Annotated in this window: 29 protein-coding genes; 12 read left to right on the top strand and 17 right to left on the bottom strand. The window is 62.7% G+C overall.

Annotated features, from left to right (window positions below):
- Positions 1 to 79 precede the first annotated feature (79 nt).
- Positions 80 to 1,051 (bottom strand): 4-hydroxybenzoate octaprenyltransferase, encoded by a 972-nt coding sequence (gene ubiA, locus VSX56_RS08805; protein ID WP_350936472.1) that lies wholly within the window; start codon positions 1,049 to 1,051, stop codon positions 80 to 82.
- Between the two features lie 11 nt (positions 1,052 to 1,062).
- On the opposite strand from ubiA, the gene VSX56_RS08800 reads away from it, so the two are divergent.
- Positions 1,063 to 1,788, top strand: a complete 726-nt coding sequence (locus tag VSX56_RS08800; protein ID WP_339114140.1) for a 16S rRNA (uracil(1498)-N(3))-methyltransferase — start codon at positions 1,063 to 1,065, stop codon at positions 1,786 to 1,788.
- A gap of 3 nt (positions 1,789 to 1,791) precedes the next feature.
- Here VSX56_RS08800 and VSX56_RS08795 read toward each other — a convergent pair whose 3' ends face one another.
- Positions 1,792 to 2,190, bottom strand: a complete 399-nt coding sequence (locus tag VSX56_RS08795; protein WP_350936469.1) for a winged helix-turn-helix transcriptional regulator — start codon at positions 2,188 to 2,190, stop codon at positions 1,792 to 1,794.
- Positions 2,191 to 2,290: 100 nt separating this feature from the next.
- Between VSX56_RS08795 and VSX56_RS08790 the strand changes: the two genes are divergently transcribed.
- Positions 2,291 to 3,037 carry an SDR family oxidoreductase gene (locus VSX56_RS08790; protein WP_350936467.1) on the top strand — a complete coding sequence of 249 codons (747 nt, stop codon included), beginning with the start codon at positions 2,291 to 2,293 and terminating at the stop codon, positions 3,035 to 3,037.
- Here the strand turns inward: VSX56_RS08790 and VSX56_RS08785 are convergent.
- Positions 3,034 to 3,441, bottom strand: a complete 408-nt coding sequence (locus VSX56_RS08785; RefSeq protein WP_339114143.1) for an SRPBCC domain-containing protein — start codon at positions 3,439 to 3,441, stop codon at positions 3,034 to 3,036. The two genes, VSX56_RS08790 and VSX56_RS08785, sit on opposite strands and share 4 nt — an antisense overlap.
- Positions 3,442 to 3,534: 93 nt before the next feature.
- Here VSX56_RS08785 and VSX56_RS08780 point away from each other — a divergent pair, with 93 nt between their 5' ends.
- Together VSX56_RS08780 and VSX56_RS08775 are read left to right on the top strand one after the other, a co-directional pair.
- Entirely contained in the window at positions 3,535 to 4,035 is a 501-nt protein-coding gene (locus VSX56_RS08780) for a hypothetical protein (RefSeq protein ID WP_350936464.1), read from the top strand.
- 78 nt (positions 4,036 to 4,113) lie between these two features.
- Entirely contained in the window at positions 4,114 to 5,484 is a 1,371-nt protein-coding gene (locus VSX56_RS08775) for a glutamate--cysteine ligase (RefSeq protein ID WP_339114145.1), read from the top strand.
- Positions 5,485 to 5,571: 87 nt separating this feature from the next.
- Here the strand turns inward: VSX56_RS08775 and VSX56_RS08770 are convergent, their stop codons facing one another.
- The 6 genes from VSX56_RS08770 to VSX56_RS08745 are packed head-to-tail and all read right to left on the bottom strand — an operon-like array spanning position 5,572 to position 9,897.
- Positions 5,572 to 5,973, bottom strand: a complete 402-nt coding sequence (locus VSX56_RS08770) for a DUF805 domain-containing protein (RefSeq protein WP_350936461.1) — start codon at positions 5,971 to 5,973, stop codon at positions 5,572 to 5,574.
- 51 nt (positions 5,974 to 6,024) lie between these two features.
- A complete protein-coding gene (gene plsY, locus VSX56_RS08765; protein ID WP_339114459.1) occupies positions 6,025 to 6,636 on the bottom strand; it encodes a glycerol-3-phosphate 1-O-acyltransferase PlsY in 612 nt (203 codons plus the stop codon).
- Between the two features lie 12 nt (positions 6,637 to 6,648).
- On the bottom strand, positions 6,649 to 7,932 hold the full coding sequence (gene pyrC, locus VSX56_RS08760; protein WP_350936459.1) for a dihydroorotase: 1,284 nt from the start codon (positions 7,930 to 7,932) through the stop codon (positions 6,649 to 6,651).
- A 9-nt stretch (positions 7,933 to 7,941) separates the two neighbouring features.
- Positions 7,942 to 8,505: a hypothetical protein gene (locus tag VSX56_RS08755; RefSeq protein ID WP_350936456.1), complete on the bottom strand. Its 564-nt coding sequence runs from the start codon at positions 8,503 to 8,505 to the stop codon at positions 7,942 to 7,944.
- Positions 8,502 to 8,939 (bottom strand): hypothetical protein, encoded by a 438-nt coding sequence (locus VSX56_RS08750; protein ID WP_350936454.1) that lies wholly within the window; start codon positions 8,937 to 8,939, stop codon positions 8,502 to 8,504. Before VSX56_RS08750 ends, VSX56_RS08755 begins: the two co-directional genes overlap by 4 nt.
- A complete protein-coding gene (locus VSX56_RS08745; protein WP_350936452.1) occupies positions 8,932 to 9,897 on the bottom strand; it encodes an aspartate carbamoyltransferase catalytic subunit in 966 nt (321 codons plus the stop codon). The genes VSX56_RS08750 and VSX56_RS08745 overlap by 8 nt, the downstream gene beginning before the upstream one ends.
- A 270-nt stretch (positions 9,898 to 10,167) precedes the next feature.
- Between VSX56_RS08745 and VSX56_RS08740 the strand changes: the two genes are divergently transcribed.
- Complete coding sequence (locus tag VSX56_RS08740; RefSeq protein WP_350936450.1) at positions 10,168 to 10,863, top strand: outer membrane protein; 696 nt, start codon at positions 10,168 to 10,170, stop codon at positions 10,861 to 10,863.
- Positions 10,864 to 10,990: 127 nt separating this feature from the next.
- On the opposite strand, the gene ettA is transcribed toward VSX56_RS08740, so the two are convergent.
- The gene (gene ettA, locus VSX56_RS08735) at positions 10,991 to 12,646 is read right to left on the bottom strand and encodes an energy-dependent translational throttle protein EttA (protein ID WP_350936448.1); all 1,656 of its coding nucleotides are present in this window, start codon (positions 12,644 to 12,646) and stop codon (positions 10,991 to 10,993) included.
- A gap of 261 nt (positions 12,647 to 12,907) precedes the next feature.
- On the opposite strand from ettA, the gene VSX56_RS08730 reads away from it, so the two are divergent.
- From VSX56_RS08730 to VSX56_RS08720, 3 genes are all read left to right on the top strand, one after another.
- The gene (locus VSX56_RS08730; RefSeq protein ID WP_339114153.1) at positions 12,908 to 13,450 is read left to right on the top strand and encodes a hypothetical protein; all 543 of its coding nucleotides are present in this window, start codon (positions 12,908 to 12,910) and stop codon (positions 13,448 to 13,450) included.
- A 259-nt stretch (positions 13,451 to 13,709) separates the two neighbouring features.
- A complete protein-coding gene (locus VSX56_RS08725) occupies positions 13,710 to 13,919 on the top strand; it encodes a hypothetical protein (RefSeq protein ID WP_350936445.1) in 210 nt (69 codons plus the stop codon).
- A gap of 99 nt (positions 13,920 to 14,018) precedes the next feature.
- The gene (locus VSX56_RS08720) at positions 14,019 to 14,780 is read left to right on the top strand and encodes an ion channel (protein ID WP_339114155.1); all 762 of its coding nucleotides are present in this window, start codon (positions 14,019 to 14,021) and stop codon (positions 14,778 to 14,780) included.
- Between the two features lie 6 nt (positions 14,781 to 14,786).
- On the opposite strand, the gene rimO is transcribed toward VSX56_RS08720, so the two are convergent.
- From rimO to VSX56_RS08700, 4 genes are all read right to left on the bottom strand, one after another.
- The gene (rimO, locus tag VSX56_RS08715; protein WP_350936442.1) at positions 14,787 to 16,181 is read right to left on the bottom strand and encodes a 30S ribosomal protein S12 methylthiotransferase RimO; all 1,395 of its coding nucleotides are present in this window, start codon (positions 16,179 to 16,181) and stop codon (positions 14,787 to 14,789) included.
- Positions 16,182 to 16,312: 131 nt separating this feature from the next.
- Entirely contained in the window at positions 16,313 to 17,239 is a 927-nt protein-coding gene (gene argF / locus VSX56_RS08710; RefSeq protein WP_339114157.1) for an ornithine carbamoyltransferase, read from the bottom strand.
- Between the two features lie 43 nt (positions 17,240 to 17,282).
- Entirely contained in the window at positions 17,283 to 18,464 is a 1,182-nt protein-coding gene (locus VSX56_RS08705; RefSeq protein WP_350936439.1) for an aspartate aminotransferase family protein, read from the bottom strand.
- 243 nt (positions 18,465 to 18,707) lie between these two features.
- Positions 18,708 to 19,517, bottom strand: coding sequence for an ABC transporter permease (locus tag VSX56_RS08700; protein WP_339114159.1), 810 nt, complete (start codon positions 19,515 to 19,517; stop codon positions 18,708 to 18,710).
- A gap of 274 nt (positions 19,518 to 19,791) precedes the next feature.
- Between VSX56_RS08700 and VSX56_RS08695 the strand changes: the two genes are divergently transcribed.
- The gene (locus VSX56_RS08695) at positions 19,792 to 20,442 is read left to right on the top strand and encodes a GcrA family cell cycle regulator (protein ID WP_339114160.1); all 651 of its coding nucleotides are present in this window, start codon (positions 19,792 to 19,794) and stop codon (positions 20,440 to 20,442) included.
- Between the two features lie 74 nt (positions 20,443 to 20,516).
- Here VSX56_RS08695 and VSX56_RS08690 read toward each other — a convergent pair whose 3' ends face one another.
- Together VSX56_RS08690 and hemE are read right to left on the bottom strand one after the other, a co-directional pair.
- On the bottom strand, positions 20,517 to 20,684 hold the full coding sequence (locus tag VSX56_RS08690) for a hypothetical protein (protein WP_339114161.1): 168 nt from the start codon (positions 20,682 to 20,684) through the stop codon (positions 20,517 to 20,519).
- A 78-nt stretch (positions 20,685 to 20,762) separates the two neighbouring features.
- Positions 20,763 to 21,794, bottom strand: a complete 1,032-nt coding sequence (gene hemE / locus VSX56_RS08685) for a uroporphyrinogen decarboxylase (RefSeq protein WP_350936436.1) — start codon at positions 21,792 to 21,794, stop codon at positions 20,763 to 20,765.
- A gap of 130 nt (positions 21,795 to 21,924) precedes the next feature.
- Here hemE and hemC point away from each other — a divergent pair, with 130 nt between their 5' ends.
- The 3 genes from hemC (at position 21,925) to VSX56_RS08670 (ending at position 25,675) form a co-directional block, all read left to right on the top strand.
- Complete coding sequence (gene hemC / locus VSX56_RS08680; RefSeq protein ID WP_434096019.1) at positions 21,925 to 22,890, top strand: hydroxymethylbilane synthase; 966 nt, start codon at positions 21,925 to 21,927, stop codon at positions 22,888 to 22,890.
- A gap of 30 nt (positions 22,891 to 22,920) precedes the next feature.
- Entirely contained in the window at positions 22,921 to 24,354 is a 1,434-nt protein-coding gene (locus tag VSX56_RS08675; RefSeq protein WP_350936434.1) for an FAD-binding oxidoreductase, read from the top strand.
- Positions 24,355 to 24,445: 91 nt separating this feature from the next.
- The gene (locus VSX56_RS08670; RefSeq protein ID WP_339114164.1) at positions 24,446 to 25,675 is read left to right on the top strand and encodes an MFS transporter; all 1,230 of its coding nucleotides are present in this window, start codon (positions 24,446 to 24,448) and stop codon (positions 25,673 to 25,675) included.
- On the opposite strand, the gene VSX56_RS08665 is transcribed toward VSX56_RS08670, so the two are convergent.
- The gene (locus VSX56_RS08665) at positions 25,663 to 26,271 is read right to left on the bottom strand and encodes an arylesterase (RefSeq protein WP_350936431.1); all 609 of its coding nucleotides are present in this window, start codon (positions 26,269 to 26,271) and stop codon (positions 25,663 to 25,665) included. The two genes, VSX56_RS08670 and VSX56_RS08665, sit on opposite strands and share 13 nt — an antisense overlap.
- Between the last annotated feature and the right edge of the window lie 92 nt (positions 26,272 to 26,363).

The raw sequence follows: 26,363 nt of genomic DNA, 5'->3' as shown, positions 1-26,363 counted from the left end.
GGCTCTCCGGTGTCGTTCAGGTTGCGGGATGCTTACGGGTTAGGGGAGATTCCCGCAATCCGCTTGGGGCGATGAGGGTTTACACAATCGCGCCAGCGGCGAAAAACAGCGCAGCGAACAGACCCGCCTTCTGTGCGCGGCGGAAAAGCCGCAGGCAGAGATCGGGATTGTCGATATCGAGCTGTTTCAGCTGCCAGCCCATATGGCCGGCAAAGACCACGGGCCCCATGAGGGTAATCGCCAGTTTGATGGCCGAAGGATCACTGGGCAGCAGCGCCACCAATACGGCGGCCACCATCAGGAGCGTGGCGATGATCAGGAAGCCCAGCAGATATTGCGGCGTCTTCTCGGCAAAGAGGCGGGCGGTGGATTTTACCCCGATCAGCACATCGTCTTCCTTGTCCTGATGGGCATAGATCGTGTCATAGAAGAGCGTCCAGCTGATCCCGCCAATATAAAGGAGCACGGCAGGCAGCCCGAGGCTGCCGGTATGCGCGGTCCATGCCAGAAGCGCGCCCCAGTTGAACGCAAGCCCCAGAAAGACCTGCGGCCACCAGGTGAAACGCTTCGCGAAGGGATAGATCGCCACAGGCGCCAGCGACAGCACCCCCAGCCAGATGGCGGGCGCATTGAAGGTCAGCAGGATCAGGAGCGAGACCAAGCATTGCACCACGGCCCAGACCAGCGCGCCCTTGGCGGTGATCTGGCCCGAGGGGATCGGGCGCGAGCGGGTGCGCGCCACGGCGCCGTCGAAATGGCGGTCGGTGATGTCGTTCCATGTGCAGCCCGCACCGCGCATCAGGAAGGCGCCGATGGTGCAACCGATGACCAGCCACAGATCCCACCAGACAAATCCGCCCGTTGCATTGGCCGCCAGCGCGATGCCCCAGAAGCAGGGCATCAGCAACAGCCATGTGCCGATCGGGCGGTCGGCGCGGCTGAGCCGCAACAGGGGACGCAGGCGGCGGGGGGCGTGATGATCGACCCAGTTGCCATCATAGGCATCATAGACGATACCGTCTGCCTCTGGAGTTTTCCGCCCACTACTCATAGATTTGCCCCATGCAACGCGCCAAGATACGTCTTCATGTAGATCATCCGCTGGGTCAGGGGCAAGTCATCGCCCTGACCGATAAACAATCGCATTATCTCTTCGGCGTCATGCGCGAAGGGGAGGGCAGCCATATCGCGCTGTTCAACGGCCGCGACGGCGAATGGACCGCCACCGTCACCCGCGCCCATAAGAAGGCCGGAGAACTGACCTGTGTCGAACAGGCCGCCCCCCAGCTCGACCCGCCCGATCTGTGGCTGCTCTTTGCGCCGATCAAGAAAGAGCGGACGGATTTTATCGTCGAAAAGGCGACCGAGCTGGGCTGTGCCCGTATCCTGCCGGTGCAGACCGAATTCACCAATGCGGGCCGGATCAAGCAGGACCGCGCGCAGGCCCATGCGATGGAGGCCGCCGAGCAATGCCTTGGCACTTTCGTGCCGCCCGTCGACGAGATGCAGAGCCTGATGCAGCTTCTGCGCGGGTGGGACGAGACGCGGCGTATCCTCTTCTGCGACGAGAGCCTCGTGGGTCCGGCCGAGACGCTGGCGCAGCTTGCCCCCGGCCCCTGGGCGATCCTCATCGGCCCCGAGGGCGGGTTCTCGCCCGCCGAGCGCGATATGCTGCGCAGCCTCGACTATGTCACGCCGGTCAGCCTCGGCCCGCGCATCCTGCGCGCTGATACCGCCGTCTGCGCGGCAATCACCTTGTGGCAATCGGCGCTGGGGGATTGGGGTTGATCGCTACTCGATCGTGCGGGCCTCGAAATCCTTCCGTGCCCGCTCGATCGTGTCATAGTTCTTTTCCGCCCAGAGCCAGACGCCGCAGAAGGCTTTTGATAGGCCCAGCCCCAACTCGGTCAGCCGGTATTCCACCTTGGGCGGCACGACCGGATAGACCTTGCGGCTCACCAGCCCGTCGCGTTCCATCGCGCGCAGCGTCTGGGTCAGCATTTTCTGGCTGATGCCGGTGCAGGCGCGCGACAGCTCGCCAAAGCGGGCGCAGTCATGCTCGGTCAGGATCTCGATCAGCAGCATCGTCCATTTATCGGCGACGCGTCCGATGATTTCTTCCACCAGCCGGTCCACCGCCGGATCGCAGGGCAGGGCGTTCAACTCGGCGCGGAGTTTGTCGGCGGACATATCCATACTCTCTTTTGGGTAAGTATAATTCTTTTGGGTGCCTTCTTTCGGAAGGATAGCACGGGCCGCATCTTGTCACCAGAACAGGAAAGGACCAACCATGAGTTTTACCAATCGCACCATCCTCATCACCGGCGGTAATTCCGGCATCGGTCAGGCTTTGGCCGAGGCACTGCAGGCCGCGGGCAACCGCATCATCATCACGGGGCGCAAGGCGGAGAGCCTGAACGCCATGCTGAAGCGCAATCCCGATATGGCGGGCTACCAGCTGGATATGACCGACACGCAGGCGCTTTCGGCCTTTGCGCCGCAGGTGCTGGCCGACCATCCCGATCTGGATACGGTGATCCTGAATGCGGGCATCATGGAGCCCGAGGATTACACAAGCGATCCGGTCTCGACCGAAGTGGCCCATCGGGTGATTGCCACCAATCTGACAGCCCCCGTGGAAATGGCGGCAGGTTTTTTGCCGCATCTGCGGGCGCAGCCTCGGGCCGCGCTGGTCACCGTATCCTCGGGGCTGGCTTTCGTGCCCAAAGCCACGACCCCGCTCTATTCAGCCAGCAAGGCCGCGATCCATTCGTGGTCGCAATCGCTGCGCCACCAGCTGCGGGACACATCGGTGCGCGTGCACGAGATCGCGCCGCCGCTGGTGGCGACCGAGCTGACGCCGGGCCAGTCGCAGGTGGCGGCGGCCCTGCCGCTTGACGCTTTCATCTCGGAGGTGGTCGGGCAGATGCAGCGCCCGGATGTGCCCGACGAGATTTTGGTCGAGCGTGTGCATTTCCAGCGCTTTGCCGAGAGCGAGGGCCGGTTTGCAGCAGCCTTTGCCGCCATCAATGGCTAGGCTTCCATATGGCGGCGGAAATTCTCCAAGATCGCCTGCCAGCCCATCTGCTGCATGGCGGGCGGGCTTTGAGTCTCCGGCTCGAAGCGGGTGGTGACGCGGGTGCCCCCCGCCACCGGCTCGAAAGCGGTCACCGCCTCGCGCCCGTCATCAAGGCGGATCGCCAGCAGCCGTTCCGGCGCGATCTCGGTGAAGGTCGCGCCGAAATCGAAGGCGAAGCTGCCGTCTTTCGCGGCCATCTTCGAGACCATCCGCCCGCCGACCCGCAGATCGACCTCGGAATGCGGGCAATGCCAGTCGGGCGAGGCGAAATTCCACTCCATGATCCGGGCGGGCTCTGTATAGCCCGCCCAGACCGCGTCCGGCGCGGCGTTGATGGTCGTCTGAACGGTCAGCTTGTCCATTGGGATCTCCTCGGAACGGGCTTTAGGTGCAAATGGTTGCATTCGGCGGGGAGGCGGGCAAGAGTTTGCGCAAAGAGTGTATCAGGACCTGTCATGATCCGTCCCGAGTTGCGTCGCGCGATTGCGCATCATTCCGAAGTGCTGCTGGCGCTGGTGCCGCTGGCGGCCGGGCTGTGGCTTGTCTGGCTGGGCGGCTGGGTGCTTTTGCCTGTCGGGCTGGCACTGGTGGCAGGGGCTGTCGCCTGGGCGGTGGTGGCGTGGCGCAGGCTGCGCTTTGCGCGTGATGCGGTGGCGCCCGGTATGGTGGAGATCGATGAAGGCCAGATCGGCTATTTCGGGGCGGGGCGGCTGCTGGGCGGACAGGTGGCGCTGCGCGATCTGGCCGAGATCCGGCTCTTGCATCTGAACGGCCGCCATCTCTGGCGGCTCAAGACCGCCGATGGGCAGGCCCTGCTGATCCCCGTCGATGCGGCGGGTGCTGCGCAACTCTATGATGCCTATGCAAGCTTGCCCGGAACCGACATGCGCGCGATTTCTGCGGCATTGGATCGGCGCGTGACCGCACAGGTTTTGTGGAAGCGCTCGTCTGGCTGAGATCGCATTGCGCTTGACTTGACCCGCTATTCGTCACACCTCTTGCCCTCCAAAGGGCCACAAGATTTAGGAGCGTCCATGTCCATTCCGCAGCAGGGCGGTGGCCCGATCGAAGATTTCGCACAGCTTGCCGAATATATGGCCGAGGGCGAAAAGCCCAAGGATGACTGGCGTATCGGCACCGAGCACGAGAAGTTCGGCTATTGCGAGAAGGCCCAGAAGCCGCTGCCCTATGAGGGGCCGTGCTCCATCAAGGCAATGCTGGAAGGCCTGCGCGATACCTATGGCTGGACGCCGGTCGAGGAGCAGGGCAATATCATCGGCCTGACCCATAATGGTGCCAATGTCAGCCTCGAGCCGGGTGGCCAGCTGGAACTGTCGGGCGCGCCTCTGGAGACCATCCACCAGACCTGCGACGAGGTGAACCAGCACCTGCGCGAGGTGCAGAGCATCGCCGACAAGATCGGGGCGCGTTTCATCGGGCTGGGGGCTGCGCCGCAATGGGGCGAGGCCGAGATGCCGATGATGCCCAAGGGCCGCTACCGCCTGATGACCGACTATATGGATAGTGTCGGCACCATGGGCAAAACCATGATGTACCGGACCTGCACTGTTCAGGTGAATCTCGATTTCGCCTCCGAAGCCGACATGGTGCAGAAGATGCGCGTGGCGCTGTCGCTGCAGCCGGTAGCCACGGCGCTGTTTGCCAATTCGCCCTTCCTTGATGGCAAGCCCAACGGGTTCAAATCATGGCGCGCCAATGTCTGGCAGAACCTCGACGAGGCGCGCACCGGCATGCTGCCTTTCGTGTTCGAGGAGGGCTTCGGCTATCAGGCTTGGGTCGATTACGTCCTCGATGTGCCGATGTATTTCGTCTATCGCGATGGCAAATATATCAATGCTCTGGGCCAGTCTTTCCGTGACTTCCTGAAGGGCGAGCTGCCCGCGCTGCCGGGCGAGAAGCCCACGCTTTCGGATTGGGCCGACCATATGACCACCGTCTTCCCCGAGGCGCGGGTGAAGAAATTCATCGAGATGCGCGGGGCCGATGGGGGCCCGTGGCGCCGTCTTTGCGCGCTTCCGGCCTTCTGGGTGGGGCTGACCTATGACCAGTCTGCGCTGGATGCGGCATGGGATCTGGTGAAGGGCTGGGATCACGAGACCCGCGAGGGTCTGCGTCGCGCCGCCGCGAAAGATGCGCTTCAGGGCGAGTATAACGGTATCAAACTTCATGATCTGGCGCGTGAAGCGGTGGCGATCTCGCAATCCGGCCTCAAGGCCCGCGCCAAGCCCGGTGCCGGCGGACTGGTCCCCGACGAGACCCATTTCCTCAACGCGCTGGAAGAAAGCGTCGAGACGGGGCGCGTGCCCGCCGATGAACTTCTGGAAAAATACCACGGCGAATGGCAGGGCGATCTGTCGAAGATCTATCGCGAGTACAGCTACTGATCCTTTGCCCGACCAAAGAATGCACAAAGCGCGGGGGTATCCCCGCGCTTTTTCATTTGCCGATGTTCTGCCCTTTGAGGGGGCCGTTTACTGTGGTTCGGGGCCGAAGCGGTTCGTCCCCTCGCGGGTGCGGCCCAGCATGAAGATGAACAGGATGATCTGGCCGAAAAGCGGCAGGAAATGCAGCAGGAGCCACCAGCCCGTGCGGTCGATATCGTGCAACCGCCGCACCGAGACCGCCAGAAGCGGGATCAGAACCGCCAGCGAGAACAGGAATTCGAGCAGCCCGCCATTGGAGATGAACCACGCATGGCCTTCGCCCGCGCCCATCGAAAGCCCGCCGAAGATCGCGCCGTCCACAAGGCTGAGGAGGAAATTGCCCAAGAGCACAAAGAGCACGAACCACCAGAACTCGGCGCGGCGCGCGCGCCCCGTAAAACGGGCATAGTTCTGGGTAAGGCAGGTTTTTACTGCGGATTGGAATGTCATCGGTCCCTCATAGGTTTCGGGGGCAACGATGGTGGCCCCCGCAAGGTTCCCTCAGCCCTTCTTGCCGATCTTGGGCTCGGTGCCTTGTGCCAGACGCGAGATATTGGCGCGGTGGCGCCAGAAGATCAGCACCGCAAGGATTGCCAGCAGCAGCATCAACTGCCGTTCGCCCATCAGCAGCGCCAGCGGCACGGATAGCGCCGCCGAGACCAGCGCCGAAAGCGAGGAGATGCGCGTGGCCAGAGCCGTCAGCAGCCAGATCCCGCAGGCCGCGAGACCCAGCGGCCAGTAAAGCGCCAGCACCGTGCCGAGGAAAGTGGCCACGCCCTTGCCGCCACGGAATTTCAGCCAGACCGGATAGAGATGGCCCAAGAAGGCAAAGCCCCCCGCCAGCTGTGCGGCCAGTGGATCTGCCATGAAATAACGCACCAGCAGCACCGCAATCGCGCCTTTGCCCGAATCGAGCAGGAGCGTGGCAAGGGCTGCGGGCTTGTTACCCGTGCGCAGCACATTGGTCGCCCCGATATTGCCCGAGCCGATCTGGCGCAGATCGCCCAGACCCAGCATTCGGGTGATCACGATACCGAAGGGGATCGAGCCCAGAAGATATCCCAGCAGGGACACAAGGGCCAGAATGGCCGGGGTCTGTTCGGTCACCGGGATGCTCCTCTTTGATTAGGCGGTCTGGTTGGCGCGGTCGAAGACCTTGGCGCCTGCGACGAAGGTCGTCAGCACCTTGCCCTCCATGCGCTGGCCGTCAAAGGGGGTATTCTTCGATTTCGACTGCAATGTCCACCGGTCGAGCACGAAAGGTGCATTCGGATCGAAGAGCACGAGATCGGCGGGGGCTCCCTCGGCGAGTCGGCCCTGCGGCAGGCCCAGACGTTTGGCAGGGTTGAGCGACATGGCGCGGAAGAGCTGCGGCAGGCTCAGATGGCCCGCGTGATAAAGGCGCATCGCCGCCGGAATGAAGGTCTCGAGCGCCACGGCGCCGGAGGCGGCTTCCTCGAAGGGCAGGCGCTTGGATTCCTCATCGGCGGGCGTGTGCATCGAGCAGATGATATCGATATGGCCATCGGCCACGGCCTCGACCATCGCCAGGCGGTCCTCTTCGGAGCGCAGCGGCGGAGTTACCTTGAAGAAGGTCCGGTAATCGCCCACATCCAGCTCGTTCAACGTCAGGTGGTGGATAGAGATCCCCGCCGTCACATCCAGACCCGCCTGTTTGGCGCGGGTCAGCGCGGGCAGGGAGCGGGCGGTGGTGATCTGGTCGGCATGGTAGCGCACGCCGGTCATCTCGACCAAGGCCAGATCGCGCTCGAGACCCATCCGCTCGGCCATCGGCGAGACACCCGGCAGGCCGCGCAGCGAGGCGAATTTGCCGGAGGTCACGGCCGAGCCCTTGGAAAGCCCCGGCTCCTGCGGATGGCAGACCACCAGCGCGCCCAGCGACCGCGCATAGGTGAAGGCGCGCGAGAGCACCTTGTTATCGGTGCTGACATGGGTCACATCGCCAAAGGCCAGCGCGCCCGCATCCATCAGGAAACCGAGTTCCGTCATTTCGCGGCCCTCGCGGCCCTTGGTCAGCGCCGCCATATGGTGGATGCGAACGGGGGCCTGTGCCGCGCGGCGCGTCACGAATTCCAGCGTCTCGGGATTGTCGATAGCGGGGGTCGTGTCGGGGCGGGCGATCACGGTGGTCACCCCGCCTGCCGCAGCCGCAAGCCCTGCGGTGCGGAAGCTCTCGCGGTGACGCTCGCCCGGCTCGCCGATTTTCACGCCCAGATCCACGATCCCCGGCGCCAGATATTTGCCACCGCAATCGATCACCTCGGCGCCTTTGGGGGCGGACATCTGCCCGATGGCGGCGATCTTGCCGTCATCAATCACCAGATTGCCCGTGGTCTCGGTCAGGGCCTCGGGGTCGATCAGGCGGGCATTTTCAAGAAACAGGGTCATGGGGTCACCTCACTGGCTGTGGCCTGCCCGGATCTGGCGGATCAGGTCGGAGACTTTTTCAGCGTCTGCAATATCGTGGAAATAGGCGGGAACGGCGTCATGGACGGGCATGTCGTCCATGCGCATGGATTGCGGGCGGCGCTGGCGTGTGCCGATCTGCACCGAATGCGGGTCATTGTCATCAAGCCGCCCGGCATCGTCATCGACAAAGAGCGAGAAGCGCGAGAGCTTGGCATTTGTGGCGGGGCCGGTGGCAATATAGGCCGCACGGTCGGTCAGCAGATAGCGCTCGGCATGCGGGTTGCGGCGGATGGCGATGATTTGCCCGATCAGCCAGACGAGCGCGAGCGCCGAGAACACCACGGGCACTTCCAGATCGCGCTGGGTGGTGGCAAAGAAGGCCGTCCAGAGCACCGCGATCGCCAGCAGCACGGCTGGACCCCGCGCCGTGTTATGCAGCACCGATCCCATGCGCATCCCCTGCCAGAGCACGGCCTCATCGGTGGGAATCCGGCCGCTCCACGGGGCATGCAGCCGCGAATGCGGTGTGGTTATGCGCGGGATCGGGCTCATTGCGCGGCATCCCGCCTCTGGCGGGCGGCCTCGATCTGCGCGATGGCTTCTTTCGCATCGGCCAGATGCTCGATGCGGAAGCGGCGACCATCATTATTGATGATCTGCACATCGCCCAGAAACGGGATCAGCTTCTGGATTTCCAGAAGCAGGAGCGAGCGCCCGCGCGGACCGATCAGCCGCCGGTCGGTCAGATACCATGTCACGGAAAACACCCGACGATAGCCCATCGTCACCGCAAAAACCTGCGCGATCAGCACGACCCCCATCAGCGCCAGAAGATTCTGGCCCGAGGTGATCAGGTTGCCGACAAACAGCGCCACTGCGAGCGTGGTCAGCACCCAGAAGATCTGGATCGAGAAAAAGCGCCGCCGATCCGCGCGGAACGCGGCAAGGGGCGTCTCGTCAGGGCTCGTATCGGGCGTGTCAGGCATAGGTGCCTTCACTAAGCGCACGGCCCCGCTCGGCGCGCAGGTTACGTGCCAGAAGGTCCATGCAGGCCTGACGCACGGCCACGCCCATCTCGACCTGTTCTTGAATGACCGAGCGGTTGATATCATCAGCGATGGTGCCGTCGATCTCGACGCCACGGTTCATGGGGCCGGGATGCATGACAATGGCATCGGGCTTGGCATAGGAGAGCTTCTCGGCATCGAGCCCGTAGCGGTGGAAATATTCGCGCTCCGACGGGATGAAGCCGCCATCCATCCGCTCTTTCTGGAGCCGCAGCATCATGACCACATCGGCATCCTGCAGTCCCTGACGCATGTCGTCACAGACCTCGACACCCAGATCGGCCACGCCTGCGGGCATCAGGGTCGGCGGACCTACAAGACGCACACGGTTTTCCATCTTGCCCAGCAGGATCATGTTCGAGCGTGCCACGCGGCTATGGGTGACATCGCCACAGATGGCCACGGTCAGCCGCGAGATGCGGCCTTTCTCGCGGCGGATGGTCAGCGCATCCAGAAGCGCCTGTGTCGGGTGTTCATGCTTGCCATCGCCCGCGTTGAGCACCGCGCATTCGACCTTCTGCGCCAGAAGGTCCACCGCGCCCGAATTCTGGTGGCGCACGACCAGCAGATCGGGATGCATCGCGTTGAGCGTCAGCGCGGTATCGATCAGGGTCTCGCCCTTTTTCACCGAGGAGGTCTGCATCGACATGTTCATCACATCCGCACCCAGACGTTTTCCGGCCAGCTCGAAGCTTGCCTGCGTGCGGGTCGAGTTCTCGAAGAACATGTTGATCTGGGTCATGCCGGCGAGCGCGTCGGTCTTCTTCACCGTGCGGCGGTTCAGGTCGACATATTTCTCGGCCAGATCCAATACGGTCAGAATATCTTCCTGAGAGAGATGCTCGATCCCCAGAAGGTGCCTTTGCCGAAACGCCATTGCAGCCACTCCTTATCCCGCCATGTTGGCGGGCTTATCGCAAATCGGAGCGGCTGCGTCCAGAGTGGATCACGGCCATCGGGTGGCGGGACAGAGCCGTAACGCCCGCCCCGCCGCTTTGCCGCGCCCGTCCCTGCACAGCCGGAGATTGAATATTGCGACATTTCGAGCACAGGATGATAAGCCTTTTGTGGGGGTATCTTCTCTTTTTATAGATTGCGGTTATCGGGCGATGGCCTGCTGGTTTGGAGCAGGCTTGGGAGAGTTTGAATGAAATATGTTATTATTGGTGGTGCCGCGCTGGCCCTGTCCTCGACCGTCGCTTTTGCTGGCGGCTATACGACCCCCGTCGTCGAGGCCGCTCCGGTGGCCACGGCCGTTGTCGCACCGGTCGTTGACTGGTCGGGGGCCTATGTCGGTGGCAATGTGAACTATGGTTCGGCATCCATTGACGCGACCGGTGATCTCGGCGACCTGCTGGAGGCTTTCGGCGCTGACAAAACTCTGGCCGAGCCCGATGGGGCAAGCGCTGCCCTGCGCGCAGGCTATGATTGGCAATTCGGCCAGACGGTGCTCGGACTGGGTGGCGAATACAACTTCGGCAAATACAAATCGGGTCTCGCGAACGGCTATGACGCGTTTGTTGGCGAAGATGTGGATTTCGAGATCAAGAATGTCGCCACGATCTTCGCGCGCGCAGGTTATGCGTTCAACGATAAGTTCATGGCCTACGGCCTGCTTGGCTATAGCTGGGGTAAGCTTGAAGCCTCGGTCGATGGTCTGGGCAGCGAGGAAGAGGATCTTGACGGCGTGACCATCGGTCTGGGTGGCGAGTATCTGATCAACGACAAATGGTCGGCCTATGGCGAATACGCCTACACGGATTTCGGCGATATCGACAATACCGAGGGGAATGTCGAAGCCGATCTGCACCAGATCAAAGCCGGTGTGAGCTACCGCTTCTGATTTTCGGGAGCCTATGGTCAGGGGAGGGCGGTCCATGCGGGCCGCCTTTTCTTTTGGCCCTCGCCAAAAGAAAACCTCCGCATTGATTTGCGGAGGTTTGTGGCATGGTTCGTGAAACCCGTAAAGCTTAACGGCTGAACTTCTTGTGTTTCACGCGCTTGGGCTCGGTGGCATCGGGGCCGAGACGGCGGATCTTGTCGGCCTCGTAATCCTCGAAGTTGCCCTCGAAGAACTCGACATGGCCTTCGCCCTCGAAGGCGAGGATATGCGTGCACAGACGGTCAAGGAAGAAGCGGTCGTGCGAGATGATCACGGCCGAACCCGCAAAATCCTCGATAGCCGCTTCCAGCGCCTGCAGCGTTTCCACGTCGAGGTCGTTGGTCGGTTCGTCGAGCAGAAGCACATTGCCGCCCGATTTCAGCAGCTTGGCCATGTGGACGCGGTTACGTTCCCCGCCCGACAAGAGGCCCACTTTCTTCTGCTGGTCGGCGCCTTTGAAGTTGAACGCCCCGCAATAGGCGCGCGAGGCGATCTGCGCATCGCCCAGCACGATCATCTCGGCACCCTCGGAGATCTCTTCCCAGACGTTCTTGTTGGGGTCGAGCGCATCGCGCGACTGGTCCACATAGGACAGTTTCACGGTCTCGCCGACCTTGATCGTGCCCTCGTCGGGTTGTTCATTGCCGGTCAGCATCTTGATCAGCGTGGATTTACCTGCGCCGTTCGGACCGATGACGCCCATGATGCCGCCCGGCGGCAGCGAGAAGGACAGGTTCTCGATCAGGAGCTTGTCGCCCATGGCTTTGGTCAGGTTCTCGACCTCGAAGACCTTGCCGCCCAGACGCGGGCCGTTCGGGATGACGATCTGCGCCTTGCCCACACGGTCCTTGACGCCCTCGTCGGCCATTTTCTCGTAGGCTGCGATACGCGCCTTGGATTTCGCCTGACGGGCCTTGGCACCGGCGCGGATCCATTCGAGCTCTTTCTCGAGGACCTTCTGCTTGGCCTTGTCCTCGCGGGCTTCCTGCTCCATGCGCTTGGCTTTCTGCTCGAGCCAGCTCGAGTAGTTGCCTTCCCACGGAATGCCGCGGCCGCGTTCCAGCTCGAGGATCCACGAGGTGATATCGTCGAGGAAGTAACGGTCGTGGGTCACGCAGAGGATGGTGCCCTTGTATTCGATCAGGTGCTTTTGCAGCCACGCGATGGTTTCGGCATCGAGGTGGTTGGTCGGCTCGTCGAGCAGCAGCATATCGGGCGCTTCCAAGAGCAGCTTGCACAGCGCCACACGGCGGCGTTCACCGCCCGAAAGGGTCGACACATTGGCATCATCGGGCGGGCAGCGCAGGGCTTCGAGCGCGATATCGACCTGACTGTCGATATCCCACAGGTTCTCCGCGTCGATCTCGTCCTGCAGCTGGGCCATTTCATCGGCGGTCTCGTCCGAATAGTTCATCGCCAGCTCGTTATAGCGCTCGAGCTTGGCGGTTTTGGCGGCCACGCCTTCCATCACGTTCTCGCGCACGGTCTTCTCTTCGTTCAGCTCGGGCTCCTGCGCGAGGTAGCCGACCTTGGCTCCTTTCGCGGCCCAGGCTTCGCCCTGGAAGTCCTTATCCATGCCGGCCATAATCTTCAGCAGCGTGGATTTACCCGCGCCGTTGACGCCGACCACACCGATTTTCACACCGGGCAGGAAGTTGAGGCGGATGTTTTCAAAGCATTTCTTGCCACCGGGATAGGTCTTCGAGACACCATCCATATGGTAGACGAATTGGTAGGAGGCCATGCGAATTCCCTTTGGTTCGAGGCAGGTTTGGCGGCCTTTCTAGTCTGAAATGGCGTTTGATAAAAGAGGGCAAGCGCACCGAAGTAGTTAGCAGGCTTATAAGAGTCAAGGTGCGTTTTCGCACATTAGCCTGCTAACTAACTGCGTTTAACTTACGATCCGAACGTTTATATCAACCTCATGAACTGAACGAGACCCCGGCCGGCATAGCCACATGACTCAGCCAATGACCGAGATCTCTAGGAAAACTGGAGAAATGCTATGAAACTTTCGAAATTTGCCGCCGCCGCCCTGATTGGTCTGACTGCAACTGCCGGTGTGGCGTCCGCCGCGCCGCTGAACTACCCGATGCTTGCCCGTAACGGGATCGACGCGTCGCAATACAGCGACAGCGAGGCCCGCCAGATCAACACCGCTCTGCGCAACGGGGATGTGACCACTGCTCGATACTACATCAACCACGAGGATCGTGCGGTCGAGCATCCGGCCGATGTGAACCCCGGCACGGCACAGCTTGCCGCGCAACTCGGCCTGAACCCGGGCAATTACACCACGGGGGAACTCGAGGCGGTCAGCACGGCGCTGCGCAGTGACAACATGCAGAACGTGGCCTTCGTCGAGGCCCATGATAACCGTATGGTTCCGGGTGCCAAAGGTGTCGTAACCCCGGGCAAGGCGCAGATCGCCGCCCAGCTTGGCGTCAACCCTGCCGACTATACCGATGCCCAACTGAACCTGATGATGTCGAATGTTGTGGGCAATGGCGACTCTGGCCTTATCACCGCGCAACACAACTATAAATAAGCATCTGTGACGGTTGATGTTTCAAGTCGGCCTGCAATATGCAGGCCGACTTTTCCGTGTGATGAATTATCGGGCGAATAAATCGGGTGCCTGCCGCCTGATTGGCCATAATGCGCATCGTTGCCCATCTGCTGTGCAAGCCAGCACAGTGTTTCTAAGCGCGCTTTGGTTCCCTTTTAGGGCTGGTAGGCATATATCAGTTTTATGACAGTTTGAACTGATTGGTTTATTTCAAGTTGTTGATATGAAAGGGTCTGCAATGAAAATGCTGGTGCTATCTTCTGTTCTGGCCACATTCGCTGTGACCTTGTCCGGCCCTGTCATGGCGCAGGATGCGACGCGCAATGCGCAGATCGCTGCGATCCTTAAGGCAGGCGGGATGGAATTCGTTACCCGTGACCTCAAGACGCTCGATTTTGCCGAAGAGGCGCAGGATGCCCAACCTGCCGCGACCGACCAGAATTCCTGAAATCCGTGCCTTTCGGCACAGGGCCGCTAGATCAGATTAAACCTTAAAGCCGCTGTGGAAATCCCCTATGACTGGGGCCACAACCAATAGGCCTGTCTGATGCTCGATACCCTCCGCACTCTCTATGACGGCGATAGCGACCGCGCCCATCGCTTCCGCTATACTCTGCTTGCCTTCGATATCGCCACGGTGGTCTTTGTGATCGCGACCTCCTTCATCGAGCGCACGATGATTGTCACCCTTCTGGATATCGGGATCGGTGTGGTGATCGTCGCCGATTTTGTGGCCCGTTTCGCCATTGCTCCGCGAAAATGGAGGTTCTGGACCCAGACCGCGACACTGGCCGATCTGGTGGCGATGGTGTCCTTTCTCGTGCCGCTGGCGGGGGAGGGGTTGGGCTTCCTGCGGGTCTTGCGCACGCTACGCCTGCTCCACGCCTACCAGACGCTCTCGCGGCTCAGGCAGGACTGGCCGTTTTTCCGCAAGCATCAGGATGTGCTGCTGGCCGCGATCAATCTTGCGGTGTTCCTGTTTGTGATGACGGGGCTCATCTATGTCACGCAGGAAAAGGTCAACGACCAGATCAACAACTATGCCGATGCGCTCTATTTCACCGTGACGACGCTGACCACGACCGGCTTTGGCGATATCACCCCCAAAGGCGAGTGGGGACGGATGATCTCGGTCGCGATCATGATCTTTGGCGTGACGCTCTTCCTGCGGCTGGCGCAGGTGCTGTTCCGGCCCGTCAAGGTGCGGTATGAATGCCCGACCTGCGGGCTGAAGCTGCATGATGCCGATGCCGTCCATTGCAAACATTGCGGCGAGACCGTGCATATCGACACCGAAGGGCAGCTTTGAGGGGGCTCAGACGAGCCGCCCCCAGAGGTCGTAATCGGAGGCCTCGTCCACCTCGACGGTGACCATATCGCCCACGCTCAGGGCCTCGAAGCCCTCGTCGATAAACAGGTTGCCGTCGATCTCGGGCGCGTCGGCGCGGGTGCGGCAGGTGGCGCCCTCTTCGTCGATCTCGTCCACGATCACCTGTTGCAGTGTGCCGACCTTGGCCTGAAGTTTGGCCTCGGAGATCTCCTGCGCCTTCTCCATGAAGCGGTTCCAGCGGTCCTGCTTGACCTCCGCATCCACATGGTCGGGCAGATCGTTCGAGCGTGCCCCATCCACGTTTTCATACTGGAAGCAGCCGACACGGTCGAGTTTTGCCTCGTCCATCCAGTCCAGCAGATACTGGAACTCCTCTTCCGTCTCGCCGGGATAGCCCACGATAAAGGTCGAACGCAGCACGATCTCGGGGCAATCCGCCCGCCATGCGGCGATTTCGTCCAGCGTCTTGGCCGAGGCCGCGGGCCGCGCCATGCGTTTGAGCACATCGGGATGCGCATGCTGGAAGGGGATATCCAGATAGGGCAGGGCCAGTCCCTCCGCCATCAGCGGGATCAGGTCACGCACATGCGGATAGGGGTAGACATAATGCAGACGCAGCCACGCATCGGCGTCCTTCACCATCTTGCCCATCTCGCGGGTCAGGTCGGTGATATGGGCGCGGACCTCGCCGCCTTTCCATGGGCTCAGGTCATGCTTGCGGTCCAGACCATAGGCCGAGGTATCCTGAGAGATCATCAGGATCTCGCGCACACCTGCCTCCAGAAGTTTCTCGGTCTCGCGCAGGATCGCATGCGCCGGACGCGAGGCCAGACGCCCACGCATATCGGGGATGATGCAGAATTTGCACTTGTGGTTACAGCCCTCGGAGATCTTGAGATAGCTGTAATGGCGCGGGGTCAGCTTCACGCCCTGGGCGGGCATCAGGTCGATGAACGGGTCGGGCGAGGGCGGGACCGCGCCATGCACGGCATCGAGCACCTGCTCGAATTGCTGCGGGCCGGTCACTGCCAGCACCTTGGGATGCACGCCGGTAATATAGTCGGGCTCGGCGCCCAGACAGCCGGTGACAATCACCTTGCCGTTTTCCTTCAGCGCCTCGCCAATGGCCTCAAGGCTTTCCGCCTTGGCGCTGTCCAGAAAGCCGCAGGTATTCACGATGACCGCTTCGGCGCCCGTATAGTCGGGGCTGATGGCATAGCCTTCGGCGCGCAGGCGGGTCAGGATCCGCTCGCTATCCACCAGCGCCTTGGGGCAGCCGAGGCTGACCATGCCGATCTTCGGCTGGCCGGGGCGTGCGGGCTCGTCCACGCGGATACGGGGCGCAAGGTCGGGCCGCAGGTTCGGAGGGTTCTGGCTCATGTCGCTTCCCGTGTCATGGTGGCTAATGCGAAGGGCGAGCCAAGGCCCGCCCTTTGTTGTGCTGCAGATACTCCCTTGAGGGGGCATGCTGCAAGTCCTTTGCCCGAAGGCCGGTTTATTCGGGGGCCGGTTTACTTGCCCAAGCAGTAGCGCATGACGGCCTTTTGCGCATGCAGGCGGTTCTCGGCCTCGTCGAAGATCACCGAATGCGGCCCGTCCATGATCTCGCTGGTGGCCTCGTCATTGCGATGCGCGGGCAGGCAATGCATGAAGAGCGCATCGGGATTGGCGTGTTTCATCAGCTCCGCGTTGACCTGATAGGGGCGCAGCTGGTTATGGCGGCGCTCCTTGGCCGATTCGGGGTCATGCATCGAGACCCATGTATCGGTCACGATCAGATCGGCCCCCTCGACGGCCTTCACCGGATCGCGCTCGATCTCGCATTTCACGCCCATATTGCGCGCGAAATCGACCCACTCGCGCTCGGGGTCGAGCGTTTGCGGGCCGGTAAAAGTGAAATCGAAGCCGAACTGGCCTGCCGCATGCATGAAGGAGGCGCAGACATTGTTGCCGTCGCCCGACCAGACCACCTTCTTGCCCTTGATCGGCCCGCGATGCTCCTCGAAGGTCATGATATCGGCCATGATCTGGCAGGGATGGGTGCGGTTGGTCAGGCCGTTGATCACCGGCACGGTGGCATATTCTGCCATCTCCAGAAGGGTCTCTTCCTCGAAGGTGCGGATCATGATCAGGTCCACATAGCGCGACAGCACACGGGCGGTATCGGCAATCGTCTCGCCATGGCCAAGCTGCATGTCCGAGCCCGACAGCACGAGCGTCTGCCCGCCCATCTGGCGCACCCCTACATCGAAGCTCACGCGGGTCCGCGTCGAGGGTTTCTCGAAGATCAGCGCGACCATATGGCCATCCAGCGGCTTTTCCGCATCGGCCATACCCTTGGGCTGGCCGCGGCGGGCATCCTTCATGGCGCGCGCCTGATCGATCATGGCCCGGAGATCGGCCTGCGAGGTTTTATGGATATCAAGGAAATGGTTCATCGGTCTTGCTTTCTGTCTCCCGAAAGGCTCGGGGTCTTTCGGGTCAGTTGCTTTTGGCCTCGAGGCTCTGGGCGGCGCGGTCCAGACGGTTCACCGCCTCGCTCAGATCCTCTTCCGAGATATTCAGTGCGGGCAGCAGGCGCAGCACATTATCGCCTGCGGGCACGCTCAGCAGATGCTGGGCGTAGGCCGCCTGCACCACATCGCCGCAGGGCACCTTGCATTTCAGGCCCAGCATCAGGCCCATGCCGCGCACCTCCTCGAAGATATCGGGATGGGTGGCCACGAGCCCTTCGAGCTTCTGGCGCATGAAGCCCGCCTTGGCGTTGACCGCATCGAGGAAGGCCGGATCATTGACGATCTCGATGACTTTGGCGCCGATCGCGCAGCCCAGCGGGTTGCCGCCATAGGTGGAGCCATGGGTGCCCGCGACCATGCCGGAGGCGGCCTCCTCGGTGGCCAGCACACCGCCCAGCGGGAAACCACCGCCGATGCCCTTGGCCATCATCATGATATCGGGGGTCACTCCCGACCATTCATGCGCAAAGAGCTTGCCGGTCCGCGCCACGCCACATTGAACCTCATCGAAGATCAACAGGATGCCGGTCTCGTCACACAGCGCGCGCAATGCCTTCATATCCGCCTCGGGCAGCGGGCGGATGCCGCCCTCGCCCTGCACGGGCTCGATCCAGATCGCGGCGGTCTTGTCGGTGATGGTCGATTTGATGAGATCCAGATCGCCCCAGGCGATCTGCGTGAAACCGGGCAGCAGGGGGCCAAAGCCCTTCACCATCTTCTCGGCATGGGGCACAGCCGAGATCGCACCGGTCGAGCGGCCATGGAAGGCGCCATCGAAGGTGATGATCTCGGTCCGGTCCACGCCTTTGGAATACCAGTATTTGCGCGCCATCTTGATGGCCAGCTCGGCAGCCTCGGTGCCCGAGTTGGTAAAGAAGACCGTATCGGCAAAGCTGTTATCAACCAGCATATCCGCCAGCTTCTGTTGCAGCGGGATCTGGTAGAGGTTCGACACATGCCACAGTTTCTGCGCCTGATCGGTCAGCGCCTCGACCAGTTCCGGCGCGGCATGGCCCAGCACATTCACCGCGATACCGGCGCCCATATCCAGATATCGGCTGCCATCCTCCGTCTCGAGCCAGCTTCCCGATCCGCGGGTGAAGGCCAGCGGTGCGCGGTTATAGGTGGGCAGGACGGACGGTATCATGGTGCAAACTCCATAAGGGAAGGCCCATTTGGTGCGACGAACCCCGAGGGGTGTCAAGGCTGGGGCCGATTGAAAGCTGTTTTAGGAAGGGGTGTGGCAATTGGCCACGTCAGATCACCCGCCACGGGGCGGATCGGCGCTAATCAGCGACGTCGGATAGGCGAGATATGGTCAAAACCTGTGATCATGCCCCGCCAATTAGCCGCGGATCGCATCGTTGTAAATCTGGATTCGTCATCCGGCTCAGGATTTCAGCCGGAACCCCACGCGGAACCAGTACCATGCCAGTCCCAGCACGATGCAGAGCCAGAGCGCGATGACCCCCACGCCCTGCAAAGGCGAGGCATCCGATGCCCCGATGAAGCCGTAGCGCGCGCCGTCGATTAGGAAAAAGACGGGGTTCCAGTGCGAGAGCGCCTGAAAGAACGGGGGCAGGGCCTCGACCGAATAGAAGGTGCCCGACAGGAAGGAGAGCGGCGTGATGACGAAATTGGTGAAGGCCGCCATCTGGTCGAACTTATTGGCGATGATCGCGGCCAGAAGGCCCAGGCCCCCCATCAGCATGGCACCCAGCACCACAAATAAAAGTGCCCAGAGCGGATGCGCGATCCCCTGACCGATAGAGACAAACAGTCCCGCGCTGATCACCGCCGCGACAAGCAGCGACCGGCCGATTGCACCCGCCAGAAAGCCCACCAGAAGCTCCCACGGGGCCAGCGGCGGCATCAGCGTATCCACGATGTTGCCCTGAATCTTGGCCACCACAAGCGAGGAGGAGGTATTGGCGAAGGCGTTCTGGATTACCGTCATCATAAGGATACCCGGCGCGAGGAAGGCGAGGAAGGGCACCCCCATCACATCGGCGCGTCCCTTGCCGAAGGCCAGCGCGAACACCACCAGAAACAGCCCTGCCGTGATCAGCGGAGCCAGAACAGTCTGCTGCCAGACCGACATGAAGCGGCGGTTCTCGCGATGGGCAAGGCTGTAGAGACCCAGCCAGTTCACGCGCCCGAAGCGTCTGACGCCCATCTCGCTCTTTGCCTGTGCGCTCATCTGTGTCGTCGTCCTTCATCCAATAGGCCTGCCTGCGTCTGCCGCGCGCCCGCAGGCGGGCATTTTGCGTCGGTGCACTACCTAGTGGCCAAAGGGCATTCGGGCAACTAAGGCACACTGCGTCCGGCATCTGCACAAGAACACAGCTTCTCGTGCTCTGGCATCTTGAAAAAGGGGCTATGGCGGGGTAAATCCATGGCTCTTGAACTTCCGGAGCCGGAAAACCCTTGGGCAGCCTCGGGCCCGTCCGGACCGGAACAGCGAAAGGAAACCCATGTCCTGGACCGATGAACGCGTCGAAACTCTGAAAAAGATGTGGTCCGAGGGCCAGTCTGCCAGCCAGATCGCAAAGGAACTGGGTGGGGTGACCCGTAACGCCGTGATCGGCAAAGTTCACCGTCTCGGCCTTTCGAACCGCACGGCCGCCAGCGAGGCCGCGGCCCCTGCCGCCGCAGCGCCTGCCGCGAAACCCGCGCCGGAGCCGAAACCCGAGCCGAAACCCGCCGCTGCCGCACCGGCACGCCCCGCGCCCAAGCCCGCCGCTCCGGCGGCTGCCGCGCGTCCCGCGCCCGAGCCCGCGCCCAAGCCAGAGGCAGAGCCCGTCACGGATGAGGCGGCTGACGAGGTCGTGGCCGCGCCGATGCGCCGCCAGATCATTCCCGCAGGCCAGCCGCTCCCGCCGCAGCCCTCGGCCAACGAGATCAGTCCCGAGGCGCTGGCCCGCGTAGGCGAGATCGAGAAACATGCCAAGAAGCTCACCCTGATGGAGCTGACCGAGCGCACCTGCAAATGGCCGATCGGCGATCCGGCGACCGATGATTTCTGGTTCTGCGGCCTGCCGACCCAATCGGGCAAACCCTATTGCGAGGCGCATGTGGGTGTGGCCTTCCAGCCGATGAGCTCGCGCCGCGACCGCCGCCGCTGAGCCCTGGCGTCCTGTAAAAGAAAAACCCGCAGCCTTCCGGTTGCGGGTTTTTCCATGTCCTGAGCGTGGTGGCTTCAGTTCGCGGTGGCTGCACCCACGGTGCCGCCGACCACGGCGCCTGCAGGGCCTGCCACCAATGCGCCGCCCAGACCGCCGGTCGCCGCGCGCTCGGTCGCGTTATGGCCGCAGGCGGCGAGCAGGGCGAGAACGGCAATCGCAGGGGTCATTTTCACGAGTTTCATCGCAATCATCCTTTCAAATACATTGAAAGCTAGACGCATGAACGCCCAAAAGGTTCCCCCCGCGTTAAAGAGCGTTTCTTACATGCTGCGCACGGTCTCGATCATCAGGGCTACATTCTCGGGATCGGCATCGGGGGTGATGCCATGGCCCAGATTGAAGATATGCGGGCCGTTGCGGAAAGCCTCGACCACGTGGCGGGTCTCCTCGACCAATGCCTGACCGCCGGTGACCATATGGCGCGAGGCCAGATTGCCCTGCACGCAGCCCGAGACCTGCACATGCTCTGCCGCCCATTCGGGGCTGACCGAATTGTCGATGGCCACGCAATCGGCACCGGTTTTCTGGTGGAATCCGATATAGCCCTCGCCCGCTTCGCGCGGGAAGGCGATGACCGGCAGGCCGGGGAAGCGGGCCTTCATCTCTTTGGTGATGCGGGCGGCGGGCTTGACGGCGAACTCCTCGAAATCCGCGTCCTTGAGCGAGCCTGCCCAGCTGTCGAAGAGCTTCACAACCTCGGCACCGGCCTCGACCTGCTTGGACAGATATTCGATGGTCGCATCGGTCAGCAGGTCGATCAGGGCGGCAAATGTGGCGCGGTCCTCGTCTTTCAGCTTATGCGCGGGGCCCTGATCGGGCGTGCCGCGACCGGCGACCATATAGGTGGCCACCGTCCATGGCGCACCGGCAAAGCCGATCAGCGTGGTTTCCTTGGGCAGTTCCTGCGACAGGATTTTCACCGTCTCGTAAACGGGGTTCAGCACCTCGTGGATATCGTCACGGGTCTTCAGCCCGCGCAGCCCCTCGGGGCCGGTAATCGTCGAGAGCCGCGGGCCTTCGCCGGTGACAAACCACAGATCCGCGCCAAGCGCCTGCGGCAAAAGAAGAATATCGGCAAACAGGATCGCCGCATCGAACCCGTAACGGCGGATCGGCTGGAGCGTAACCTCGGCGGCCAGTTCGGGGTTGTAGCACAGCGACAGGAAATCGCCCGCCTTGGCGCGGGTGGCGCGGTATTCCGGCAGGTAACGCCCTGCCTGCCGCATCATCCAGATCGGGGGGGTGGGCAGGCGCTCGCCGCGTAGGGCGCGCAGGATCGTTTTGTCGGCCATCTCGTCACTCCTTGGTTGCGCTCTCTAGAACAAGCTGTGGGGGTTCGTGTCAAGCTATGCGCTGTGCTCAAAGCCCGAGTGGCTTTTGTCATGGGCCTTCTTGCAAGGGCGCACGCGCGGGGCTAAGGCTATGGCCATGACACAGATGCCCTCTCCCGATCAGCCCTTGAAGCTTGGCACCCGCGGCAGCCCGCTGGCACTGGCTCAGGCCTATGAAACCCGTGCCCGCCTGATGGCGGCGCATGACCTCCCCGAAGCCGCCTTCGAGGTGGTGGTGATCAAGACGACCGGCGATGACCGCGCGATGATCGCCTCCGACAAGCCGCTCAAGGAGATCGGCAACAAGGGCCTCTTCACGAAGGAGATCGAGGAGGCGATGCTGGAGGGGCGGATCGATATCGCGATCCACTCGATGAAGGACATGCCGACGGTCCAGCCCGAAGGGCTGATCCTCGACACCTATCTGCCGCGCGAGGATGTGCGCGATGCCTTCGTGTCTCTGAAGGCCGCCGGTATCGGGGATCTGCCCGAGGGCGCTGTCGTGGGCACGTCGAGCCTGCGCCGCCGTGCGCAGCTCCTTTATCGCCGTCCCGATCTAAAGCTCGTCGAGTTCCGCGGCAATGTGCAGACGCGCCGCCAGAAGCTCGCCGATGGGGTGGCAGAGGCCACCTTCCTCGCGATGGCGGGCCTCAACCGTCTGGGCATGACCGAGCTGGCCTCGGGTGCCATCGACCCCGAAGAGATGCTGCCCGCCGTGGCCCAAGGGGCCATCGGGATCGAACGCCGGACGGGTGACGAGCGTGCGGCCATGCTCCTGTCGCCCATCCACGATATTCCTACCGAGCAGCGCCTGAATGCCGAGCGCGCCTTCCTCGCCACTCTTGATGGCTCCTGCGAGACGCCGATTGCGGGTCTTGCGCTGATCGAGGGGTCCGAGATCTGGATGCGTGGCGAGATCCTGCGTCCCGACGGGTCCGAATGCCTGCGCGCCGAGGGCCGTGCCAGCCTGTCGGATGCCGAAGAACTGGGGGTCGATATCGCACGCAAGCTTCTCGATCAGGCACCTGCAGGATTTTTCGACTGGAAGGACGCGTAAGATGCTGCCTCCATCAACGGGACGCGTCTAATGGATAGTAAGATGGTAACGGGGGCGCGCAAGGCCCCCGCTTTCTTGATGGAAACCGGTATGCTGCTTGACCGTCTGCGCGATCTTCTGGGGGCCGATCATGTGCTGACCGGCGCCGATATGGCGGGCTATGGCGACGAATTTACCGGCCATTACCACTGGGCGCCGCTGGCCGTGTTGCGCCCCGCAACCACCGAAGAGGTATCGGGTATCCTGCGGCTGGCCTCCGAGAGCCGCACGCCGGTGGTGCCCGTGTCGGGTGGCACGGGGCTCAATGGCGGGCATGAGGCGCAGGGCCGCCTGATGATTTCGCTGGCCCGCATGAACCGGATCCGCGATTTCAACCCTGCCGCCCGCACCATCTCGGTCGAGGCGGGGGTGATCTTGCAGACCATCCACGAGAATGTGGCCCGCGAGGGGCTGATGTTCCCGCTGAGCTTCGGGGCGAAGGGCTCGGCCATGGTCGGCGGGTTCCTGTCGACCAATGCGGGTGGCTCGAATGTGGTGCGCTATGGCAATGCCCGCGCGCTCTGTCTGGGGCTCGAGGTCGTGATGGCCGATGGAGCGGTGATGAACCTTATGACCGCGCTGCATAAGGACAATACGGGCTATGACCTGCGCGATCTGATGATCGGCGCCGAAGGCACGCTGGGCGTGATCACGGCGGCCGTTTTGCATCTGGTGCCCGAGCCCGCCGCCCGTGCCACGGCGCTTCTGGCGCTGCCCGGTTTCCCGCAGGCGCTAAGCCTGCTGAACCGTCTCCAGACGGGGACGGGCGGTGCGATCGAAGCCTATGAATATCTGCCCGATCTGTTCTTCGACCGGATGGCGAGATACAAGCCCGACTGGACCTGTCCGATTACGCCCGCGCCGGTGAATATCCTGCTGGAGATCGCGACCACCGTGCCCGGCGACAATCCGCAATCGCGGCTCGAGGATCTGCTTGAGGCGCCGCTCGAGGCGGGCGATATCCTCGATGCGGTTGTGGCCTCCTCCGAGGCGCAGCGCAGCTACCTGTGGACCATGCGCGAATCGGCGGCCGAGGTGTCGCTCAACGAGGACCCGCTGGTCGATACCGATGTGTCGCTTCCCCTCGATCTGATCGAGCCATGGTTGAACCGTATGAATGCCGAGGTGTCGCGTCTCGATCCGCAGGCGCGGATGATGGCGATCGGGCATCTGGGCGATGGCAACCTGCATTACACCGTCTATCCCTCGGAGAAAGCTTTCGTCGCGCCGATCCGCGATGCGATCTCGCGCGAGGCGGTGATCATGGGCGGCAGTTTCTCGGCCGAGCATGGGGTGGGTCTGTCGAAGCTGGGGTCGATGGCGAAATACAAGGATCCTGTGGCGCTGCGCACGATGCGCGCGATCAAGGCCGCCCTCGATCCGCTCGGTATCCTCAATCCCGGCAAGACGGTGCCCGAAGCCTGATCTGTGCAGGGCGGCAATGCCCGCCCTGCGGCCAAGGGGATTGCAGCCATGCTCAGGAACGGGCATTGGGGGGACATGCGAAAGGAATCCCATGTCCGTCCTTGCTGCCTATAAACCGCTGGTCAAAGATCCCGCGCTTCTGCTCACCGCCGCCCTTATGGTGCTGTTCGGTGCGCATGTGGCCTCGCTTTTGCCACAGGCCTCGACCATCGCGGTGACGGTCTTCGGGCTGGATGACGGGGCCTACTCGCGCATTCTCGTGGTGGCGTCGGTCATTGCGGTGACAACCTCGGTGGGCTTCGGGATTATCGCCGACCAGCGGGCCAACCGGCGCGCCATCGCGCTGGTCTCGGGCGTGTTCCTGACGCTGGGCTCGGGGCTGATGACCCTGCATCCGGGCCCGGTGACCTTTGTTCTGGCGCATGCGATCTTCGTGCCGCTTTCCTCCACGCTTTTCGGGCAGATGTTCGCGCTGGGGCGGTTGGCAGCCTCGGTCCACCCCAAACGCGAGCGCGAGGCGATCCAGTCGAGTCTGCGCGCGCTCTTCGCGCTGCCATGGCTGGGCGTGCTGCCGATCTGGTCGCTGGCCTTCGGCGCGGGCGTCGATCTGATGACCATCTATCCGGTCTGTCTCTGTCTGGCGCTGGCCGTTCTGGTGCTGACCTTCTTTTTCTGGCCGCGCGACGGGGCAACCCGCTGGCCTGATCCGAAATCCGGCCTGACCTTCCGCCAGTCGCTTCAGGAGATGGGCGATTGGCGCATCCTCGTGCGCGTCGTGGCGCTGGGGGCGATCAATGGCGGCGTGGTGCTCTATCTGGTGCTGATCGGGCTTGTGTTCGCGCAGGTGCCCGGACGGGGGGCGGGCGATGTCTCGCTTTATGCCGCGATTACGGCGGGGCTCGAGGTGCCTTTGATGCTGATGGTGCCCGCGATCTCGATGCGGGTGCCGCGGATCACGCTGATCCTTGTGGGCACCGTGCTCTACTGCGTGCATCTGGCCTTCATTCCGGTGCTGGCGTCGAGCCCGCTTCTCTGGGTGCTGCCGGTTTTCGGAGCCTTGGGAGGCGCGTTCATTCTGACCCAGCCGATGGCTTATCTGCAGGATCTCCTGTCCTCGCGTCCGGGGGCGGGGGCGTCATTGCTGGCGTTGCAAAAGCTCATCGGCGATGTCTCGGGGGCAGCGGTCTTTGCCATCGGCGCAGCTGTGGCGGGCTACGGGTTTGTCGCAATGCTCGGATCCGCCCTGGCGATCCTGGCCGCCATGGCGCTTTTTGTGATGGACCGCCGCACGGGCGGCTATCAGGGGCGTCACTCCACCTGATCGAGCAGATCAAGCACCTGCGGCCCCAGCGCCTCGACCACCAGCGTCACGCCCGCCGCCGAAGGGTGGATGCCATCGCCCTGCAGATATTGCGCGCGTTTGGCATCATCATGCTGCGCCTCGGCCAGCGGGGCCAGAAGGTCGGGCACCAGCACCGCGTCATATTTCGCCGCCAGATCGGGATAGATCGCGGTGAAAGCCGTCTGGTAGGCCGCGCCGTAATTGCCGGGCACCGGCACGCCCGCCAGCAGCACCGGCAGATCCTTGTCGGTCACTGCTTTCAGGATCGCGTCCAGATTGGCCTTCGCCTGATCGGGCGCAAGCCCGCGTAGGATGTCATTGCCGCCAAGCGCCACCATCACCGCATCCACCTCGGGCGTCAGCGACCAGTCGATACGGGCGCGCCCGCCCGCCGTTGTATCGCCCGAAACCCCGCCATTGATAATCGTCACATCCTCGCCATGCGCATTCAGCCATGCCTGAAGCTGCGGCACCAGCCCTTCGCCATCGGGCAGGCCATAGCCTTGGGTCAGGCTATCGCCGAAAGCCAGCAGCGTTTTCTCGGCCGCCTGACCCTGCGCGGGCAGAGCGAGCAAGGCAAGCCCGAGGCCGAGGGCGGTAATTCGTTGGCTGGCGCGGTTGTGATATGTCGCGGGCTGCCTATCTTGAGGTTTACGGGGCAGCAAAG

It is taken from the genome of Thioclava kandeliae (genome assembly GCF_040297545.1).
In the GTDB taxonomy this organism is placed as follows: Bacteria; Pseudomonadota; Alphaproteobacteria; order Rhodobacterales; family Rhodobacteraceae; genus Thioclava; species Thioclava kandeliae.
Note: the sequence above shows the minus strand (reverse complement) of the source record. Positions and strands in the feature narration are given on the sequence as shown.

Excerpts from the sequence above, each read along its gene's own strand:
- pyrC (WP_350936459.1), bottom strand. The coding sequence starts at position 7,932 with ATGACCCTGTTTCTTGAAAATGCCCGCCTGATCGACCCCGAGGCCCTG.
- VSX56_RS08670 (WP_339114164.1), top strand. The coding sequence starts at position 24,446 with ATGTCCGTCCTTGCTGCCTATAAACCGCTGGTCAAAGATCCCGCGCTT.
- VSX56_RS08675 (WP_350936434.1), top strand. The coding sequence starts at position 22,921 with ATGGATAGTAAGATGGTAACGGGGGCGCGCAAGGCCCCCGCTTTCTTG.
- argF (WP_339114157.1), bottom strand. The coding sequence starts at position 17,239 with ATGAACCATTTCCTTGATATCCATAAAACCTCGCAGGCCGATCTCCGG.
- VSX56_RS08795 (WP_350936469.1), bottom strand. The coding sequence starts at position 2,190 with ATGTCCGCCGACAAACTCCGCGCCGAGTTGAACGCCCTGCCCTGCGAT.
- hemE (WP_350936436.1), bottom strand. The coding sequence starts at position 21,794 with ATGGCCGACAAAACGATCCTGCGCGCCCTACGCGGCGAGCGCCTGCCC.
- VSX56_RS08775 (WP_339114145.1), top strand. The coding sequence starts at position 4,114 with ATGTCCATTCCGCAGCAGGGCGGTGGCCCGATCGAAGATTTCGCACAG.
- VSX56_RS08785 (WP_339114143.1), bottom strand. The coding sequence starts at position 3,441 with ATGGACAAGCTGACCGTTCAGACGACCATCAACGCCGCGCCGGACGCG.
- VSX56_RS08730 (WP_339114153.1), top strand. The coding sequence starts at position 12,908 with ATGAAACTTTCGAAATTTGCCGCCGCCGCCCTGATTGGTCTGACTGCA.
- VSX56_RS08745 (WP_350936452.1), bottom strand. The coding sequence starts at position 9,897 with ATGGCGTTTCGGCAAAGGCACCTTCTGGGGATCGAGCATCTCTCTCAG.
- VSX56_RS08770 (WP_350936461.1), bottom strand. The coding sequence starts at position 5,973 with ATGACATTCCAATCCGCAGTAAAAACCTGCCTTACCCAGAACTATGCC.
- VSX56_RS08705 (WP_350936439.1), bottom strand. The coding sequence starts at position 18,464 with ATGATACCGTCCGTCCTGCCCACCTATAACCGCGCACCGCTGGCCTTC.
- rimO (WP_350936442.1), bottom strand. The coding sequence starts at position 16,181 with ATGAGCCAGAACCCTCCGAACCTGCGGCCCGACCTTGCGCCCCGTATC.
- VSX56_RS08695 (WP_339114160.1), top strand. The coding sequence starts at position 19,792 with ATGTCCTGGACCGATGAACGCGTCGAAACTCTGAAAAAGATGTGGTCC.
- hemC (WP_434096019.1), top strand. The coding sequence starts at position 21,925 with ATGGCCATGACACAGATGCCCTCTCCCGATCAGCCCTTGAAGCTTGGC.
- VSX56_RS08700 (WP_339114159.1), bottom strand. The coding sequence starts at position 19,517 with ATGAGCGCACAGGCAAAGAGCGAGATGGGCGTCAGACGCTTCGGGCGC.
- VSX56_RS08800 (WP_339114140.1), top strand. The coding sequence starts at position 1,063 with ATGCAACGCGCCAAGATACGTCTTCATGTAGATCATCCGCTGGGTCAG.
- VSX56_RS08725 (WP_350936445.1), top strand. The coding sequence starts at position 13,710 with ATGAAAATGCTGGTGCTATCTTCTGTTCTGGCCACATTCGCTGTGACC.
- ubiA (WP_350936472.1), bottom strand. The coding sequence starts at position 1,051 with ATGAGTAGTGGGCGGAAAACTCCAGAGGCAGACGGTATCGTCTATGAT.
- VSX56_RS08750 (WP_350936454.1), bottom strand. The coding sequence starts at position 8,939 with ATGCCTGACACGCCCGATACGAGCCCTGACGAGACGCCCCTTGCCGCG.
- VSX56_RS08740 (WP_350936450.1), top strand. The coding sequence starts at position 10,168 with ATGAAATATGTTATTATTGGTGGTGCCGCGCTGGCCCTGTCCTCGACC.
- VSX56_RS08780 (WP_350936464.1), top strand. The coding sequence starts at position 3,535 with ATGATCCGTCCCGAGTTGCGTCGCGCGATTGCGCATCATTCCGAAGTG.
- VSX56_RS08690 (WP_339114161.1), bottom strand. The coding sequence starts at position 20,684 with ATGAAACTCGTGAAAATGACCCCTGCGATTGCCGTTCTCGCCCTGCTC.
- VSX56_RS08790 (WP_350936467.1), top strand. The coding sequence starts at position 2,291 with ATGAGTTTTACCAATCGCACCATCCTCATCACCGGCGGTAATTCCGGC.
- VSX56_RS08720 (WP_339114155.1), top strand. The coding sequence starts at position 14,019 with ATGCTCGATACCCTCCGCACTCTCTATGACGGCGATAGCGACCGCGCC.
- ettA (WP_350936448.1), bottom strand. The coding sequence starts at position 12,646 with ATGGCCTCCTACCAATTCGTCTACCATATGGATGGTGTCTCGAAGACC.
- VSX56_RS08755 (WP_350936456.1), bottom strand. The coding sequence starts at position 8,505 with ATGAGCCCGATCCCGCGCATAACCACACCGCATTCGCGGCTGCATGCC.